The organism is Catenuloplanes japonicus (genome assembly GCF_000717135.1).
In the GTDB taxonomy this organism is placed as follows: Bacteria; Actinomycetota; Actinomycetes; order Mycobacteriales; family Micromonosporaceae; genus Catenuloplanes; species Catenuloplanes japonicus.
Genome location: NZ_JNXY01000042.1, coordinates 24,957 through 40,577, shown reverse-complemented (window position 1 = coordinate 40,577; position 15,621 = coordinate 24,957). Strand labels below are relative to the sequence as shown.

Sequence of the window (15,621 nt, the reverse complement as noted above, 5' to 3'; positions counted from 1 at the left end):
GGCCGTCCGGATTTGATCCGGGCGGCCCGTTCTGTTGCATAACCTGATGAAATGCCGAGATCGCAGCGCAGCGTGCCCGCGCTCGCCGCGGGTGTGGCCGCGCTCGGTATCCTCGCCACCGTCTCGCTCGGCGGCGCGCTGGAAGGCCTGGCCGAGCGCAACCAGCGCCAGGCGCTCGACCGCCGGGTGGACCTGGTCCGGACCGGTGTCGCCGCCGAGGCCGCCCGGTACGTCGACGCGATCACCGACATCGCGGCCGCGGTCGGCGCGCAGACGGACCTGACCGCGGACGACTTCGCCCGGATCAGCGCGGCCGTCTCCACCGACCGGCTGCCCGCGGTGACCGCGGTCGCGGTGCTGGTCGCGGCCGGGACCGCGGAGGTGCCGGCCGCCCAGGACTACTGGCGCGCGCACGGCGCCACCGGGCTGACGCTGCGCCCCGACCCGAGCGAGACGGAGCACGTGTTCTCCGTGCTCGCCCGCGACTACGACGGCCGGCCGCCGATGGTCGGCCCGGACCTGGCGAAACGCACCGAGCTGGTGGACGCGCTCCGGCACTCGGCGAACACGAACGCGGCCGCGGTCAGCCGCACCTACGTGCTGGCCCGGGACGAGAACATGCCGCCGGACCGCCGCCAGCTGTCGTTCGTGGTGGCCGTGCCGTTCTACCGGCCGACCGCGGACCGGATCAGCGGCTGGGCCGTGATGGGGCTGCGCGGCGGCACGTTCCTGGACGCGGCCATGCGCGGCGGCGCGCTGAGCATGATCGAGGTGGAGCTGCTGGACTCGTCCGCGGAGGGGCTGCGCACGCCGGTGGCGCGCTGGCCGTCCGGCGAGCCGGAGGCGGACGCGGACCTCACCCGTACCGTGGCGGTGGGTGTCGCGCAGCGGACCTGGCAGTTGACCGTGAAACCGACCGGCAAGCTCGCCGAGGGCGAGGCGCCCTACCTGGTGCCGGCGTCCGCGCTGGCCGGGACGCTGATCACCGCGCTGGTCGTGGGCCTGATCCTGATCCTCGGCCTGTCCCGCGGGCACGCGCTGGCCCGCGTCGCGGCCGCCACCGCCGCGCTGCAGGCGGACATCGCGCGCCGGGAGGAGACCGAGCGGCAGCTGCGCCGCACCGAGACTGAGCTGCGCGCGTTCCTGGCGATGACCGGGCACGACCTCAAGTCGCCGCTGGCCTCGGTGGCCGGGCACGTGGAACTGCTGCGCACGCCGGGCGCGCCGGACCCGGCGGACTGGCTCGCCGTGGAGCGCGGCCTGGGCCGGATGAACCGGCTGGTCGACGACCTGCTCACGTACGCGGTCGCGGACGCGGCGCCGCTGGAACCCCGCCCGGTCGACCTCGGCGCGATGGCCGCGGAGATCGCCGCAGAGCATGCCACGGTACGGATCGGGCCGTTGCCGACCGTGATGGCCGACCCCCGCATGCTGCGCCACGTGCTGGAGAACCTGGTCGGGAACGCGGTCAAGTACAGCTGTCCCGGCCACGCGCCGGACGTGGAGATCGTGTCCGTCCCGGCCGGAGCGCGCACCCGGATCGAGGTCGCGGACCACGGGATCGGCGTCCCGGACACGGAACGGGCCCGGGTGTTCGAGGCGTTCCACCGCTCCGCGAACGGCACGGACCGCCCCGGCACCGGGCTCGGCCTGGCGATCTGCCAGCGGATCGTGGAGCGGCACGGCGGCGAGATCGGCGTGGACGCCAACGACGGCGGCGGCAGCCGGTTCTGGTTCACCCTGCCCGGCGGGTGACCGGTCTCAGACGGTGGTGAGGCGGGCCTGCAGCGCGGCGACCAGCTGCTTCATCTCGGCCAGCGCGGACGCGTTGTGCCGGCGCCCGGCCGTGTCCACGATCCGGCCCACGTTGCCGAGCAGCCGTGCCGCCTCGTCCACCTCGCCGAGCTGCGCCAGCGCCTGCGAGGCCAGCCAGTCGCAGTACGTCGGCTCCGCGCCGCCCGCCCGCATGTCCTCGACCAGCACCAGCGCGACCTCGTCCATGCCCTCGGCCAGCATCAGCTGGGCCAGGTGGTCGGTGCCCTGCAGCCGCTCGCGGGTCCGCGGGAACAGGTCGCGCAGCATCTCCAGCGTGTCCACCGCGTCCTGCTTGTGCCCGGCGCCGATGCAGCTGCGGCCCAGGTCGAGCAGCGTGCGGGCGATCAGGTCGCGGTTGCCGGCCGGGTCGGAGGCGAGGTCGTCCAGCTCCATCCGGCCCAGGACCATGTTGCGCAGCGCCTTCTCCGTGCGCTGCTCCGCCGTGTCGTAGCCGGTGTGCGCCAGGCGGATGATGTCGCGCGGCAGGTCGTGGACGCGCAGGACGCCGTCGCGCGCCGTGACGTGCTCGTGCACCCGCCCGACCCACCTGGTGCGGGCCGGCCGGAACAGCCGCACGGTCCGGTACGTGAACGGGTCGCCCTGCCGCTCGTTGTCGATCTCCAGGCTGGCCGCGTCCTCCGGCATGCTCGCGAGCAGCTCACGCAGCCGGGGCAGGTCAGCGTGCACCTGGTCGTCCGCGTCGACGGAGAGCACCCAGTCCGCGGTCCACCCGGACAGCGCCGCGTTGCGGACCTCGGCGAAGTGGTTGTTCCACAGGCCGGTGGTGACGTGCGCGCCCGCGCGCACGGCCACGTCCGCGCTGCCGTCCGTGGAGCCGGTGTCGTGCACGTGGATCTCGTCCACCACGTCCCGCAGCGACGTCAGGCAGCGGGCCAGCAGCTCGGCCTCGTCGCGCACGATGATGACGGCGGCAAGCCTCAGGTTCGCGCTCACCATGGGCCGATCGGCCGTACCCCCGGGTTCCTGAGGATTTTGCTACCGGACGGCAACCGATTCCCACCCGACCGTCACCTCGCCGAGGCGCCAGCGTCGGGGGCCGTCGCGGACCGGCCAGCCCGCGTCCTTCACGGCCCGGACCGCGTGCGCCCAGCGCTGCCGGGGGCCGAACACGGCCAGCGGCGCCGCGTCCCGCCAGCCGTCGTCCAGCGCCCGGATCAGCGCGTGCACGCCGCTGCCCGGCACGTTGTGGTGGATGAGTGCCTTCGGCAGCCGTTCCGCGAGCGTGGCGGGGGTGTCCAGGCTCGCCAGGCGGGCCGCGAGCGTGAGCGTGCGCGGGCCGTCCGCGCCGACCGCCACCCAGGACGCCAGCCGGCCGGGCTCGTCGCAGGTGCCCTCGACCAGCACGCCGCCGGGCGCGAGCCGGGAGACGATCAGGTCCCAGGCGGCCGCGACCTCGGCCTCCGGGTACTGCCGCAGCACGTTGAACGCGCGGACCACGACCGGGCGCAGGCCGGCCAGCTCGAACCCGCCGCGCCGGAAGTCCAGCCACGGCGGGTCCGCGGACGGGAGCGCGGCCGCCACCCGGGCCGGGTCGATCTCCAGGCCGACGACGCGCGCGTCCGGGCGCACCCGGCGGGCCAGGCGGGCGCGCAGCTCCACCGCGGTGACCGGCGTGGCGCCGTAGCCGAGGTCGGCCACGAGCGGGTCCGCGGCGTCGCTCAGCAGGTCACCGAGCTGGTCCGCGATCCAGTGGTCCACCCGGCGCAACCGGTTGGGATTGGTGGTCCCGCGGGTCACGATCCCCTGTGGACGCTGCATGGTCTAGCCGGTCCGGTGCACCTTGTGCTGTGCGGCCTGGGCCAGCGGCCGGACCACGAGCCGGTCGATGTTGACGTGGTGCGGGCGGGTGGCGACCCAGGAGACGCAGTCCGCGATGTCCTCGGCCAGCAGCGGCTCGTCCACGCCCTTGTAGACGGCCTCGGCACGGGCGGCGTCGCCGTCGAAGCGGGTCAGCGAGAACCCCTCCGTCTTGACCATGCCGGGGTCGATCTCGACGACGCGGATCGGGCGCCCGTTCAGCTCCAGGCGGAGCGTGCCGGTCAGCGCGGTCTGGGCGTGCTTGGCCGCGGCGTACCCGCCACCGCCCTCGTACGCGGTGAAGGCCGCGGTCGAGCCGATCACGACGATCGTGCCCTTCCCGGAAGCCTCCAGTGCCGGGAGCAGCGCCTGGGTGACGCGGAGCGTGCCGAGCACGTTCACGTCGTACATCAGCTGCCAGTCCGCGACCGTGCCGCTCTCCACCGGGTCCAGCCCGTGCGCGCCGCCGGCGTTGTTGACCAGCACCGTGACCGGGCCGCCCACGGCCTCGGCCAGCGCGGCCACGGACGCGTCGTCGGTGACGTCGAGCGTGACCGCTGCCGCGGACCCGCCGGCCGCCGCGATCTCCTTGACCAGGCCGTCGAGCCGGTCCGCACGGCGGGCGGCCGCGATCACGTGGAATCCGTCGGCCGCGAGGCGGCGGGCACTGGCCGCGCCGATGCCGCTGGAGGCGCCGGTGACGACCGCGATGGGGTTAGACGTATCACTCACGCCCCGATCCTGCCGCATCCGTGCGCGGTGACGTGACACCCGTGTCCCACGGGGGAATGAGTTGGGTCACGTGCACGGTCCTCCAATGCCTGCGTGGCGAAAATCTGCGGGGAAGATGGGTCGTTGCGCCGTGGTTGGAAACCACGGCGTAAAAATCGCAACAATTGATCCGCTGGAGGCGATCGTGGCAGTGGCTCGGCATCGAACGGCCTGGCCAACACCCCGGCGGATAGCGACGCTCTCCGTGCACACCTCGCCGCTCGACCAACCGGGCAGCGGTGACGCGGGGGGCATGAACGTCTATATCGTGGAGGTCGCCCGCCGCCTGGCCGAGCTGGGCGTCGAGGTGGAGATCTTCACCCGGGCCACCCGCGGCGGGCTGCCGCCGATCGTCGAGATGAGCCCCGGCGTGCTGGTCCGGCACGTGAACGCCGGCCCGTTCGAGGGCCTGGCCAAGGAGGAGCTGCCGGCCCAGCTCTGCGCGTTCACGAACGGCGTGCAGCGCGCCGAGGCGTCCCGCGCGCCCGGCTACTACGACCTGATCCACTCGCACTACTGGCTCTCCGGCCAGGTCGGCTGGCTGGCCAAGGACCGCTGGGGCGTGCCGCTGGTGCACTCCGCGCACACGCTCGCCAAGGTCAAGAACGCGCAGCTGGCGGCCGGTGACCGGCCCGAGCCGAAGGCGCGCGTGATCGGCGAGGAGCAGGTGGTGGCCGAGTCCGACCGGCTGGTGGCGAACACCGCGGCCGAGGCCGACGACCTGATCCGGCTGTACGGCGCGGAGCCGTCCCGGGTGGCCGTGGTCGAGCCGGGCGTGGACCTGGAACGGTTCCGTCCCGCGCCGCCCGGCCGCGCCGACGCGGACCGGCTCGCCGCCCGCCGCCTGCTGGGCCTGCCCGAGCGCGGCCGGATCGTCACGTTCGTCGGCCGGATCCAGCCGCTCAAGGCGCCGGACGTGCTGCTGCGCGCCGCCGCGGAGCTGGAGTCGCGCGACGGACTGACCGTGGTGATCTGCGGCGGCCCGAGCGGCACCGGCCTGGACCGGCCGACCGCGCTGATCGACCTGGCCCACCGGCTCGGCATCGCGGACTCGGTACGGTTCCTGCCGCCGCAGGCCGGCGCCGGGCTGCCCGCCGTCTACCGGGCCGCGGACCTGGTCGCGGTGCCGTCCTACAACGAGTCGTTCGGCCTGGTCGCGCTGGAGGCCCAGGCCTGCGGCACGCCGGTGGTGGCCGCGAACGTGGGCGGCCTCAACCGCGCGGTCCGCGACGGCGTGAGCGGCGTGCTGGTCGACGGCCACGTGCCGGCCGACTGGGCGCGCGTGCTCGGCCGGCTGCTGGCGGAGCCGGGCCGGCTGTCGCTGCTCTCCCGGGGCGCGGTCCAGCACGCGCACCAGTTCTCCTGGCAGCGCACCGCGGCCGGCCTGCTGGACGTCTACCGTGGGGCGGTGGCCGCGCACCGCCGGCGGATCACCGCGGAGCTGGCCGGGGCCTACGGAGGGGCAGCGCTATGACGGACGTCGCGCGACTGATCGAGCAGGTCTGCCTGGAGCGGGAGCTGCCCTGCGAGCCCACCGGCGACCGGTCGTACGCGGTGACGCTGCCCGGCACGCACAAGCTCAAGACCGTCTGCAACCTGATCGTCGGCGAGCACGCGCTGCGGATCGAGGCGTTCGTGATGCGCCGCCCGGACGAGAACGCGGAGGCGCTCTGGGCCTGGCTGCTGCGCCGCAACGCCCGGATGTACGGCGTCGGCTTCTCCATCGACGGCGCCGGCGACGTCTACCTGACCGGTCGCGTCGCGCTGGCCGGCATCGACGAGGACGAACTGGACCGGCTGCTCGGCTCCGTGCTGACCTACGCGGACGAGTCGTTCGACACCATGCTGGAGATCGGGTTCGGCTCGTCGATCCGGCGCGAGTGGGAGTGGCGGGTCAAGCGCGGTGAGTCGCTGGCCAACCTCCAGGCGTTCACGCACATGTTCCCTTCGTCATAGAACATCACCGAATGTGACCGGGCGTACGTTGTGCCAAGATCGCCGGCAGAACTAGTGTTCGAGGCGAGCTCGCGGTGTGGGGGGAGCCGGCGGCGATCGGCGGGCGGGCCCTGTGGGGGCAGGTCCCGCCCGTCGCCGCCGGTCTGCACGCCCGCCGGGAACGGCGCGACGTCCTGCGCGCACCATGTTCCGGCCGGTGGCAGCGCCCCGCCGACCGAATACCTGGCGTACCAGTCGTTCCCGCTGCCGCCGCGACTCGCCGGCGGTGGTCAGCCGCGCGGATCGTGCGCCCGCATCGCCGCGACGCGCCGCTCCCGGCTCGGGCCCGCCCACAGGTGCAGGCCGGCCGCGACCAGGCCGGCCGCGCCCGCGATCAGCCAGTGCGCGTCGCCCAGGTGCTCCAGCGTGAACCCGCCCGCGGCCGGTGCCAGGAACGCCGCGGCCGGGAACGTCAGGTAGAAGACCGACTGGTAGCGGCCGCGCAGCGCGAGCGGGGCCAGCTCCGCGTTGATCTGCGCGTTCGGCGGCGCGGCCAGCATCTGCGCCGCGGTCCAGGGCAGCGAGGCCAGCAGGTAGACCCACAGGTGGTCGGCGAACGCCAGCGCGCCGTAGCCGAGCCCGGCCAGCGTGGTGGCGAGCGCCAGCACCCGGTGCTTGGCGTGGCCGGCGATCAGGCGCGGCACGAACAGCTGCCCCGCGATGATCAGCAGACCGCCGAGCGCGACCACCTGCCCGTACGCGGAGGGGCTGAACCCGTCCCGGCTCATCGCGATCGGCATCATCGTCGGCCCCTGCGTGACCACCATCGCGAACAGCACGGTCAGGCCGACGAAGACCAGGAAGTGCCGGTCGGCCAGAACCCGGCCGAAGCCGCCACCGTGGGCGTCCGCGCGCCGTGGCCCGGACGTCTCCGGCACCTTCCACACGATCAGCGTCAGTGCGACCGCGGTGGCGGCCGCGTCCACCAGGAACAGTGCGGTGAAGCTGACCTCGGCCAGCAGCCCGGCCAGGAACGAGGCGACCACGGTGCCGAGGTTGAGCGCCCAGTACTCCAGGTTGAACGCGCGCGGCCGGTCCTCCTCGCGCACCACGTCGACCATCGCGGAGATCAGCGCCGGGCCGGGCATGGACTGGGTCAGGCCGAGCACGCCGACCAGCGCGCCGATCGCGGGCAGCGGCGTGGTGAACGCGAGCGCGAGCAGCGTGAGGGCCATCGCCAGGTACGCGGTGATCAGCGTGCGGCGGCGGCCCCACCAGTCGGTGAGCGCGCCGCTGAGCAGGCTGCCGGCCATGCCACCGACGCCGTACGCGCCGAGCAGCAGCCCGGCCAGGGCCGGCCCGGCACCGCGCACCTCGGTCAGGTAGAGGCTCAGGAACAGCACCACGAACCCGCCGGCCCGGGTGATCAGCATGCCGGTCCACAGGTACCAGAAGGTGCTGGGCAGGCCGCCGAGGTTGCCGTGCAGCCACCGCCGCATGCCGCTCCTTCTGTAAGGGATCCTTACCGTACCGCCGCGGTCTCCACCGCTGATTCCGCGGCCGCCACCTCGGCGATGCGCCGGATCCGGGACGGGCGGGCGAGCAGGTGACCGGCCGCGACCAGCACGCCCATCACGCCGGTGGCCAGCCAGAGCGTGACGTGGCCGGCGTGCTCCTGCACGTAGCCGCCCGCTATCGGCGCGATCGCGGACGCGCCGGCCCAGGACAGCGACGACGCGCCCTGGTAGCGGCCGCGCAGCGCGACCGGGGACAGCTCGGCCATCAGCGCGGAGTTCGACGGCGCGTTGAGCATCTCGCCGAGCGTCCAGATGACCACGGTGAGCGCGTAGAGCGGCGCGGTGTGCGCGGCCGCGGTCAGGCCGAACCCCACGCCGACCACGATCGCGGCGACCGCCATCACCCGCGAGTGGTCCCGGCCCCGGAGCAGCCGCGGCAGGAAGAGCTGGCCGAACACGATGAGCACGCCGTTCAGCGCGATCACGGTGCCGTAGGTGGACGGTGCCAGCCCGTCCGCGGTCATCGCGATCGGCAGCGTGGACAGGTGCTGCATGAAGATCAGCGCGATTCCCAGGTTCAGCGCCACGTAGATCAGGAACACCCGGTCGCGCAGCAGCACGCCCAGGCCGGAGGCGGCGCGCGGTGAGGCCGTGCCCGCCTGGACGACGCGCGCACCGGGCCGGCTCTCCGGCACCCGCAGGAAGATGATCGTGGCGGTGACCAGCATGGTGGCGGCGTCGACCAGGAACAGCAGCACCGGGTTCACCTGGGCCGCGAACCCGGCCAGGATCGCGGACGAGGCGAACCCGAGGTTGATCGCCCAGTAGTTCAGCGTGAACGCGCGCAGCCGGTCCTCCGGCGCCACCACGTCGACCAGCATCGCGGAGAACGCGGGCCGGGCCGCCTCCGCGAACAGGCCGAGCACGGCCGCGCCGATCGCGATCACCGGCAGGTCGAGGGCGAACGCCAGGCCGACCATCACGGTGGCCGCGCCGAGGTGCGCGACCAGCAGCGTGGGGCGGCGGCCGAACCGGTCGGCCGCGACGCCGCCGATCATCGTGCCGGCCGCGGCGCCCGCGCCGTAGAGGCCGAGGACCAGGCCGGCCTGGCTCTCCGAGAAGCCGCGCGCGGTGGTGAGGTAGATCGCCAGGAAGACGACGACGAAGCCGCCCATGCGGTTGATCAGGTTCCCGGTCCAGAGGTACCAGAACGTTCTCGGAAGCCCTCCGGCCGTCTCCGACAACCACGCGCGCACGCCGTACCCCCGCTGTAATGAATGATCTTGACTTTGTGCCTTACAACCTAGTCCCCCGGGTCCGGCCCGGTCACGCGGAATATCCTGATCGCATGACTGTGGGGACCCTGGTGCTGTTGCGGCACGGCGAGAGCGAGTGGAACGCCAAGAACCTCTTCACCGGCTGGGTCGACGTCGACCTGAACGCCAAGGGTGAGGCGGAGGCGCGGCGCGGCGGCGAGCTGCTCAAGGAGCACGGCCTGCTGCCGGACGTGGTGCACACCAGCGTGCTGCGCCGCGCGATCCGGACGTCGGAGCTGGCGCTGCACGCGGCCGACCGGCACTGGATCGCGGTGCGCCGCTCGTGGCGGCTGAACGAGCGTCACTACGGCGCGCTGCAGGGCAAGAACAAGAAGGAGACGCTGGACGCGTACGGCGAGGAGCAGTTCATGCTCTGGCGCCGCTCCTACGACACGCCCCCGCCGCCGATCGAGGACAACGACGAGTGGTCGCAGGTCGGCGACCCGCGTTACGCCACGCTCCCGCCGGAGCTGGCCCCGCGCACCGAGTGCCTCAAGGACGTCGTGCACCGCATGCTGCCGTACTGGTACGACGCGATCGTGCCGGACCTGCTGGCCGGCCGCACCGTGCTGGTCACGGCGCACGGCAACTCGCTGCGTGCGCTGGTCAAGCACCTGGAGAACATCTCCGACGAGGCGATCGCGAAGCTCAACATCCCCACCGGCATCCCGCTGCGGTACGACCTCGGCGCCGACCTGCGGCCGACCGTGGCCGGCGGCGCCTACCTGGACCCGGAGGCCGCCAAGGAGGCCGCCGCCGCGGTCGCGAACCAGGGCAAGTGAGTCGTGGGGCCCGGCAGCGCCGGGCCCCACCTCTTCTGGTCGCCTGCGACCTCAGTTGCCGGCGACCGTCCCGTCGGTCACGGTCTCGCCGGTGAGCAGGTAGATGACCCGGCGGCCGGAGTTCACCGCGTGATCGGCGAAACGCTCGTAGAAGCGGCCCAGCAGCGCGCCGTCGATCGCGGTCTCCGCACCGTACGGCCAGTCGTCGCCGAGCAGCACCTTGAACAGCTCGCGGTGCAGGTCGTCCATCACGTCGTCGTCGGTCTCGAGCTCGGCGGCGAGCTTCGCGTCCGGCTCGGCGAGCACGGTCGCCACCTTGCCGGCGATCGCGTCGGCCACGTTGGCCATCTCCTTGAAGACGCCACGCAGCTCGGCCGGGACCGCCGGGGACGGGTGCCGGCGCAGCGCGGTCTTGGCCACGTGGTCGGCCAGGTCGCCCATCCGCTCCAGGTCCGCCGCGATGTGCAGCGCGGTGATCAGCAGCCGCAGGTCGGAGGCGACCGGCGCCTGGCGGGCCAGGATGTCCGCCACCTTCTCCTCGACCTGGCGGTAGAGGTCGTCGAGGTCGGCGTCCTGCTCGATGACCGCCTCGCCCGCGGCACGGTCGGCGGCGAGCAGCGCGGTCGTGGCGCGGCGCATCGCCACGCGCGCGCCCTCGGCCAGCTCGACCAGCAGCCGGCTGACCTCCCTCAGGTCTGCCTGAAATTCAACGCGCATGATCACGTCCTCGTTAGCTGTGTATGCGGGGTTACCGTAGGTCGCGGGGACGGCCCGGCGGTGAACTGCGATGAACGACGCCGAGCCGAGAGTTGAACATTACGAAACTCGTGCCAGATTTGCCCCTTTTGGCGAAGGTGCCAGGTAAACAATCCCCCTACCATCGCTGGCGTGAGGTGGGCGGTGGAGTCAGGCGTGGCCGGCGCGACGGTGATCGGGCTGGTGCTCGGCGTGCTCTTCGGCATCCTCTTCGGGCGCGCACGGTGGGCCCGGGACCGAGGGATGGCGACCGAGACCATCACCGGAGTCCAGATCGATGGGAGGCCGGCGATAGGCAAGAAGGATCAGGCCCCGATGTCCGGTCTGGGGCGGAAGAGCCTTGACTCGCTGCGGGTCGGCGTGGTCGTGCTGGACGCCGACGACACCCCGGTGCTGGTCAACCCGGCGGCACGGGCCATGGGCCTGCTGCGCGCCGGCGCCGGGCCGGGCACGATCGCGGCACATCCGATCCTGCGCACGCTCGCGGGCCAGGTGCGCCGCACCGGCGTGCGCCGCGAGGTCGAGCTCGACCTGCGCCGGGGCCGCGAGGGCGGGCCGCAGGCGCCGCTCGGCGTGCACCTGCGCGCGGTCGCGCTCGGCGGCGAGTTCGTGGCCGTCGAGGCCGCGGACGTCACCGAGTCGCACCGGGTCGACCGCGTCCGGCGCGACTTCGTGGCGAACGTCAGCCACGAGCTGAAGACGCCGATCGGCGCGCTCCAGCTGCTCTCCGAGGCGCTGCTGGACGCCACCGACCCGATCACGGCCGGCAGCTCGCCGGACCCGGCCGAGGACGTCGCGGCCGCGCGGCGCTTCGCGGAACGGATCCACCACGAGTCGCTGCGCATGGGCCGGCTGGTCAGCGAGCTGCTGGAGCTGAGCCGGTTGCAGGGCGCGGAACCGCTGCCCACGCTGGAACCGGTCTCGGTGGACTGGGTGGTCGCGGAGACGATCGACCGCACCCGCACCGCCGCCTCGGCGAAGTCGATCGAGGTGGCCGTGGAGGGCGGTGGCGGGCTGGTGGTCTACGGCAACGACAGCCAGGTGGCCACCGCGGTGACGAACCTGGTGGAGAACGCGATCGCGTACTCGCCGGAGGACACCCGGGTCACGGTCGCGATCAGCTCCGACGGGGAGAACGTGCAGATCGTCGTCACCGACCAGGGCATCGGCATCGGCGGCGGCGACATCGAGCGCGTCTTCGAGCGCTTCTACCGGGCCGACCAGGCGCGGTCCCGGTCCACCGGCGGCACGGGCCTCGGCCTGGCCATCGTCAAGCACATCGCGACCAACCACGGCGGTCGCGTGGACGTCACGAGCACACTGGGGCAGGGGTCGACGTTCACTCTGCGGCTGCCTGCCCGACCGCTGGCGGACGGCATGCCGCTAACCACGTCGGTTGAGATCGAGTCCGGTCCGGCCGTGCTCGGGCAGTCTTGACCTGCCCCGCACGAGCACGTCGGACATAGGAAAGGAAGTAACTGGTGGCCCGAGTGCTGGTCGTCGAGGACGAGGAATCGTTCTCCGACGCTCTCTCCTACATGCTCCGCAAGGAGGGGTTCGAGGTGTCGGTCGCGGAGACCGGCGTCTCGGCGCTGACCGAGTTCGACCGCACCGGCGCGGACATCGTGCTCCTCGACCTGAACCTGCCCGAGATGTCCGGCACCGAGGTCTGCCGCCAGCTGCGTCAGCGCTCGCACGTGCCGATCATCATGGTCACCGCGCGGGACAGCGAGATCGACAAGGTCGTGGGCCTGGAGATCGGCGCCGACGACTACGTCACGAAGCCGTACTCGCCCCGTGAGCTCGTCGCCCGCATCCGCGCCGTGCTCCGCCGCAACACCGCCGACGCGGTCGAGGACAGCACGCCCACGCTGGCCGCCGGCCCGGTCCGGATGGACGTCGAGCGCCACGTGGTCACCGTCGACGGTGCCGCCGTGCAGCTGCCGCTGAAGGAGTTCGAGCTGCTCGAGCTGCTGCTGCGCAACGCCGGCCGGGTGCTCACCCGCGGCCAGCTGATCGACCGCGTCTGGGGCGCCGACTACGTCGGCGACACCAAGACGCTGGACGTGCACGTCAAGCGGCTCCGGTCCAAGGTCGAGCCGGAGCCGTCCGCGCCGCGCTACATCGTCACGGTCCGCGGCCTCGGCTACAAGTTCGAGCCCTAGGCGAGGTTCCGGCCGGCGGTCTCCCGCCGGCCGGTCCGGAGCGCCACGCACCGCCGCCGCCCTCCGCGAACAGTTCGTCCGCCGCCGCGGCGTCCCCCACGCGACTACCGCCGCGCGTTCGCCACCCGCTAGCGCGCCTCGTCCGGCGGCGTGGCCGGCTCGCGGCCGCCGGCCGGCGAGGCGGCCTGCGCGGCGACCGTGGCCGGGTGGACCGCGATGAGGCCCTGCTGCAGGCGGGCCGCGCACAGCTCGGCGAGCTTCGCGTAGGCGTCCTTGCCGATCAGGGCGACCAGCTCGGGCTCGTAGGAGCGGAACATCGCGTCCGTGCCGACGTGGGCGTCGGGGGAGGAGGTGCACCACCAGTGCAGGTCGTGGCCGCCCTCGCCCCAGCCGCGGCGGTCGAACTCGGTGACGGTGGAGACCAGGACCTTGGTGCCGTCGGGGCGCTTGACCCAGTCCTGGGCGCGGCGGACGGGCAGCTGCCAGCAGACGTCCGGCTTGTACTCCAGCGGGTGCACGCCGTCGCGCAGCGCCTGGGCGTGCAGCGCGCAGCCGCCGCCGGCCGCGAAGTCCGGGTCGTTGAGGAAGACGCACGGGCCGCCCTCACCCTGGGTGGCGGTGCGCCGGGCGGGCGCGTCGCCGTCGAGCGTGTCCAGCTCCGTGTAGTTCTTGAAGCCGCGCCGGTAGTGCTGCCAGGTCTGCGGCGTGAGGCGTTTCGCGGCGGTCCTCAGCCGGTCCTCGTCGTCCTTGTCGGTGAAGAACGCGCCGTGCGAACAGCAGCCGTCCTGCGCGCGGCCCGGCACGATGCCGTGGCAGGCCTTGCCGAAGACGCACGTCCAGCGGGACAGCAACCAGGTCAGGTCCGCCCGGATCACGTGCTTCGGGTCGGCCGGGTCGGCGAACTCGACCCACTCGCGCGGGAAGTCGAGATCGGTCTCGGTGGAACGGGGGTCTTCGACCAGTACGTGAAGCTGTGTCCGGCTTGCCACCCGACCACAGTACGCCCCGACCTGCGTTTCTGCCGCGCGACAAGCGGGCGGCGGCCCCCGGGAGGGGTGACACTTCGCCGGGCGGGCGCGGGGATGCGCGTTACGCTGAGAGGCGTGACCGAGCGAGTGCCAGTCCTTCTGTCCAGCTCCTCCGTCTTTCCGGAGCCGACCGCCGCCGCGTTTCAGATGGCCGCCCACCTCGGCTTCGACGGCGTCGAGGTGATGGTGTGGACGGATGTGGTGAGTCAGGACGCGGGCGCGCTCCAGGGCCTGGCCGCGCACTACGGCGTGCCGGTGATGTCCGTCCACGCGCCCTGCCTGCTGGTGACGCAGCGCGTGTGGAGTCCGGACCCGTGGGAGCGTCTGCGCCGCGCCGCGATCCTGGCCGAGAAGCTCGGTGCGCCGAACGTGGTGGTTCACCCGCCCTTCACCTGGCAGCGCGACTACGCGAAGCGCTTCCAGGAGGGCCTGCACAAGATGACGCTCAAGCACCCGGGCCTGACGTTCGCGGTCGAGAACATGTACCCGGTGAAGATGGCCGGCCGTGACTTCGTGCCCTACGTCCCGGGGTGGAACCCGGTCGAGACCGGCTACGACGCGTACACGCTGGACATCTCGCACTGCGCCGCCGCCCGCACCGACCCGATCGCGATGGCCGCGTCCATGGGCGACAAGCTCGCCCACCTGCACCTGGGCGACGGCTCCGGCGAGGGCCGCGACGAGCACCTGGTGCCGGGCCGCGGCAACATGCCCTGCGCGGAGGTGCTGGCCGGCCTGTCCAAGAGCGGCTTCCGCGGCTCGGTCGCGCTGGAGGTCGCCACCCGCAAGTCCTCCAGCCGCGCCGAGCGCGAGGCCGACCTGGCCGAGTCACTGCGCTTCGCCCGCGAGCACCTCGGGGTGCTGACCAGCCACTGAGAACAAGATCAAGATCAAATTCCGGATATACCCCGTCCCGGCGGCCCGGGTTCCGCGTGCTCCCGCGGGCCACGGGATCCGTGGCCGACGGTCACACCCCCGTGCGGGTCTTTCCGCAACCACCCACGGATCCGCCGGCCCGCGGGAGCACGCGGAACCGGACCACCGCGAAAGCGGGAAAATCCAGATCGTGATCTGGGTGTTTGCTTTTTCAGACGTGCGTGAGCTGCGGGGTCTCGGACGAGGCCGGGTCCGCGGAGGCGGCGCGCTTGCGGGCGCGGTGGGCGGCCACGTGGGAGCGGGTGGCGCAGCGCTCGGAGCAGAAGCGGCGGCAGCAGTTGGACGACGTGTCCAGGTAGACGTTGCCGCAGCGCTCGTCCGCGCAGAGGCCGAACCGGGAGCTGCCGTACTCACAGAGCCAGACCGCGAGGCCCCAGACCGCGCCGGCCAGGTACTCCGCGCTGACGGACGCGCCGCGGCTGGTCACGTGCATGTGCCAGTCGGCGGCGTCGTGCCCGGAGATGCGCGGCTGGACCGGGAACGCCTCCAGCAACGCGTTCAGCTCGGACACGGTCTCGGTGTCGCGCCCGTCCGCTCCGGACTCGAACACCTCACGCAGGCGCTTCTGCGCGCGGCGGAAGGCGGCGAGGTCCCGTTCGGCGACCTCGTCCCGCATGTACGCGTTCTCGTCCGTGAAGAGACCCCGGAGGTCGTCGACGGTCGCGAGCTGCGCGTTGACGAGGTCGACCGCGGTGCGGGCGTACGCATCGAAGTTCACCCGACAACCGTAGACGATTCGTTCGACTACGTCGGTCGTCCGTAAGGGCGGGGCGTATACGCTC

At 72.9% G+C, this 15,621-nt stretch carries 15 protein-coding genes; 7 read left to right on the top strand and 8 right to left on the bottom strand.

Annotated elements, in window-relative coordinates; all coding sequences use genetic code 11:
- Nucleotides 1–51 precede the first annotated feature (51 nt).
- A complete protein-coding gene (locus OP04_RS50785; protein ID WP_085067257.1) occupies nucleotides 52–1,755 on the top strand; it encodes an ATP-binding protein in 1,704 nt (567 codons plus the stop codon).
- Nucleotides 1,756–1,761: 6 nt separating this feature from the next.
- On the opposite strand, the gene OP04_RS43820 is transcribed toward OP04_RS50785, so the two are convergent.
- From OP04_RS43820 to OP04_RS43810, 3 genes are read right to left on the bottom strand one after another with little or no spacing between them, the layout of a single operon-like run.
- Nucleotides 1,762–2,772 carry a glycosyltransferase family 2 protein gene (locus tag OP04_RS43820; protein WP_033345962.1) on the bottom strand — a complete coding sequence of 337 codons (1,011 nt, stop codon included), beginning with the start codon at nucleotides 2,770–2,772 and terminating at the stop codon, nucleotides 1,762–1,764.
- Nucleotides 2,773–2,811: 39 nt separating this feature from the next.
- Entirely contained in the window at nucleotides 2,812–3,594 is a 783-nt protein-coding gene (locus OP04_RS43815; RefSeq protein WP_033345961.1) for an O-methyltransferase, read from the bottom strand.
- Nucleotides 3,595–3,597: 3 nt separating this feature from the next.
- Complete coding sequence (locus OP04_RS43810) at nucleotides 3,598–4,365, bottom strand: SDR family oxidoreductase (RefSeq protein WP_232323964.1); 768 nt, start codon at nucleotides 4,363–4,365, stop codon at nucleotides 3,598–3,600.
- Between the two features lie 172 nt (nucleotides 4,366–4,537).
- Here OP04_RS43810 and mshA point away from each other — a divergent pair, with 172 nt between their 5' ends.
- Nucleotides 4,538–5,878, top strand: coding sequence for a D-inositol-3-phosphate glycosyltransferase (mshA, locus tag OP04_RS43805; RefSeq protein ID WP_033346001.1), 1,341 nt, complete (start codon nucleotides 4,538–4,540; stop codon nucleotides 5,876–5,878).
- Nucleotides 5,875–6,360 (top strand): type III secretion system chaperone family protein, encoded by a 486-nt coding sequence (locus OP04_RS43800; protein WP_033345960.1) that lies wholly within the window; start codon nucleotides 5,875–5,877, stop codon nucleotides 6,358–6,360. Before mshA ends, OP04_RS43800 begins: the two co-directional genes overlap by 4 nt.
- 269 nt (nucleotides 6,361–6,629) lie before the next feature.
- On the opposite strand, the gene OP04_RS43795 is transcribed toward OP04_RS43800, so the two are convergent.
- Together OP04_RS43795 and OP04_RS43790 are read right to left on the bottom strand one after the other, a co-directional pair.
- Entirely contained in the window at nucleotides 6,630–7,838 is a 1,209-nt protein-coding gene (locus OP04_RS43795) for an MFS transporter (protein WP_033345959.1), read from the bottom strand.
- A gap of 23 nt (nucleotides 7,839–7,861) precedes the next feature.
- Nucleotides 7,862–9,112 (bottom strand): MDR family MFS transporter, encoded by a 1,251-nt coding sequence (locus tag OP04_RS43790; protein WP_033345958.1) that lies wholly within the window; start codon nucleotides 9,110–9,112, stop codon nucleotides 7,862–7,864.
- A gap of 92 nt (nucleotides 9,113–9,204) precedes the next feature.
- Between OP04_RS43790 and OP04_RS43785 the strand changes: the two genes are divergently transcribed.
- Nucleotides 9,205–9,954, top strand: coding sequence for a phosphoglyceromutase (locus tag OP04_RS43785; protein WP_033345957.1), 750 nt, complete (start codon nucleotides 9,205–9,207; stop codon nucleotides 9,952–9,954).
- Between the two features lie 51 nt (nucleotides 9,955–10,005).
- Here OP04_RS43785 and phoU read toward each other — a convergent pair whose 3' ends face one another.
- Complete coding sequence (gene phoU, locus OP04_RS43780) at nucleotides 10,006–10,671, bottom strand: phosphate signaling complex protein PhoU (protein ID WP_033346000.1); 666 nt, start codon at nucleotides 10,669–10,671, stop codon at nucleotides 10,006–10,008.
- 171 nt (nucleotides 10,672–10,842) lie between these two features.
- Here phoU and OP04_RS43775 point away from each other — a divergent pair, with 171 nt between their 5' ends.
- Both OP04_RS43775 and OP04_RS43770 read left to right on the top strand, forming a co-directional pair.
- Nucleotides 10,843–12,147: a sensor histidine kinase gene (locus OP04_RS43775; protein WP_408606854.1), complete on the top strand. Its 1,305-nt coding sequence runs from the start codon at nucleotides 10,843–10,845 to the stop codon at nucleotides 12,145–12,147.
- A gap of 44 nt (nucleotides 12,148–12,191) precedes the next feature.
- On the top strand, nucleotides 12,192–12,875 hold the full coding sequence (locus tag OP04_RS43770; protein WP_033345955.1) for a response regulator transcription factor: 684 nt from the start codon (nucleotides 12,192–12,194) through the stop codon (nucleotides 12,873–12,875).
- Nucleotides 12,876–13,003: 128 nt separating this feature from the next.
- On the opposite strand, the gene OP04_RS43765 is transcribed toward OP04_RS43770, so the two are convergent.
- Nucleotides 13,004–13,864 (bottom strand): hypothetical protein, encoded by an 861-nt coding sequence (locus OP04_RS43765; protein WP_033345954.1) that lies wholly within the window; start codon nucleotides 13,862–13,864, stop codon nucleotides 13,004–13,006.
- Between the two features lie 114 nt (nucleotides 13,865–13,978).
- Here OP04_RS43765 and OP04_RS43760 point away from each other — a divergent pair, with 114 nt between their 5' ends.
- Nucleotides 13,979–14,779: a sugar phosphate isomerase/epimerase family protein gene (locus OP04_RS43760; RefSeq protein ID WP_232323963.1), complete on the top strand. Its 801-nt coding sequence runs from the start codon at nucleotides 13,979–13,981 to the stop codon at nucleotides 14,777–14,779.
- Between the two features lie 211 nt (nucleotides 14,780–14,990).
- On the opposite strand, the gene OP04_RS43755 is transcribed toward OP04_RS43760, so the two are convergent.
- Nucleotides 14,991–15,557 carry a CGNR zinc finger domain-containing protein gene (locus OP04_RS43755; RefSeq protein WP_033345952.1) on the bottom strand — a complete coding sequence of 189 codons (567 nt, stop codon included), beginning with the start codon at nucleotides 15,555–15,557 and terminating at the stop codon, nucleotides 14,991–14,993.
- Between the last annotated feature and the right edge of the window lie 64 nt (nucleotides 15,558–15,621).

Excerpts from the sequence above, each read along its gene's own strand:
- OP04_RS43800 (WP_033345960.1), top strand. The coding sequence starts at position 5,875 with ATGACGGACGTCGCGCGACTGATCGAGCAGGTCTGCCTGGAGCGGGAG.
- OP04_RS43785 (WP_033345957.1), top strand. The coding sequence starts at position 9,205 with ATGACTGTGGGGACCCTGGTGCTGTTGCGGCACGGCGAGAGCGAGTGG.
- OP04_RS43795 (WP_033345959.1), bottom strand. The coding sequence starts at position 7,838 with ATGCGGCGGTGGCTGCACGGCAACCTCGGCGGCCTGCCCAGCACCTTC.
- OP04_RS50785 (WP_085067257.1), top strand. The coding sequence starts at position 52 with ATGCCGAGATCGCAGCGCAGCGTGCCCGCGCTCGCCGCGGGTGTGGCC.
- OP04_RS43820 (WP_033345962.1), bottom strand. The coding sequence starts at position 2,772 with ATGGTGAGCGCGAACCTGAGGCTTGCCGCCGTCATCATCGTGCGCGAC.
- phoU (WP_033346000.1), bottom strand. The coding sequence starts at position 10,671 with ATGCGCGTTGAATTTCAGGCAGACCTGAGGGAGGTCAGCCGGCTGCTG.
- OP04_RS43815 (WP_033345961.1), bottom strand. The coding sequence starts at position 3,594 with ATGCAGCGTCCACAGGGGATCGTGACCCGCGGGACCACCAATCCCAAC.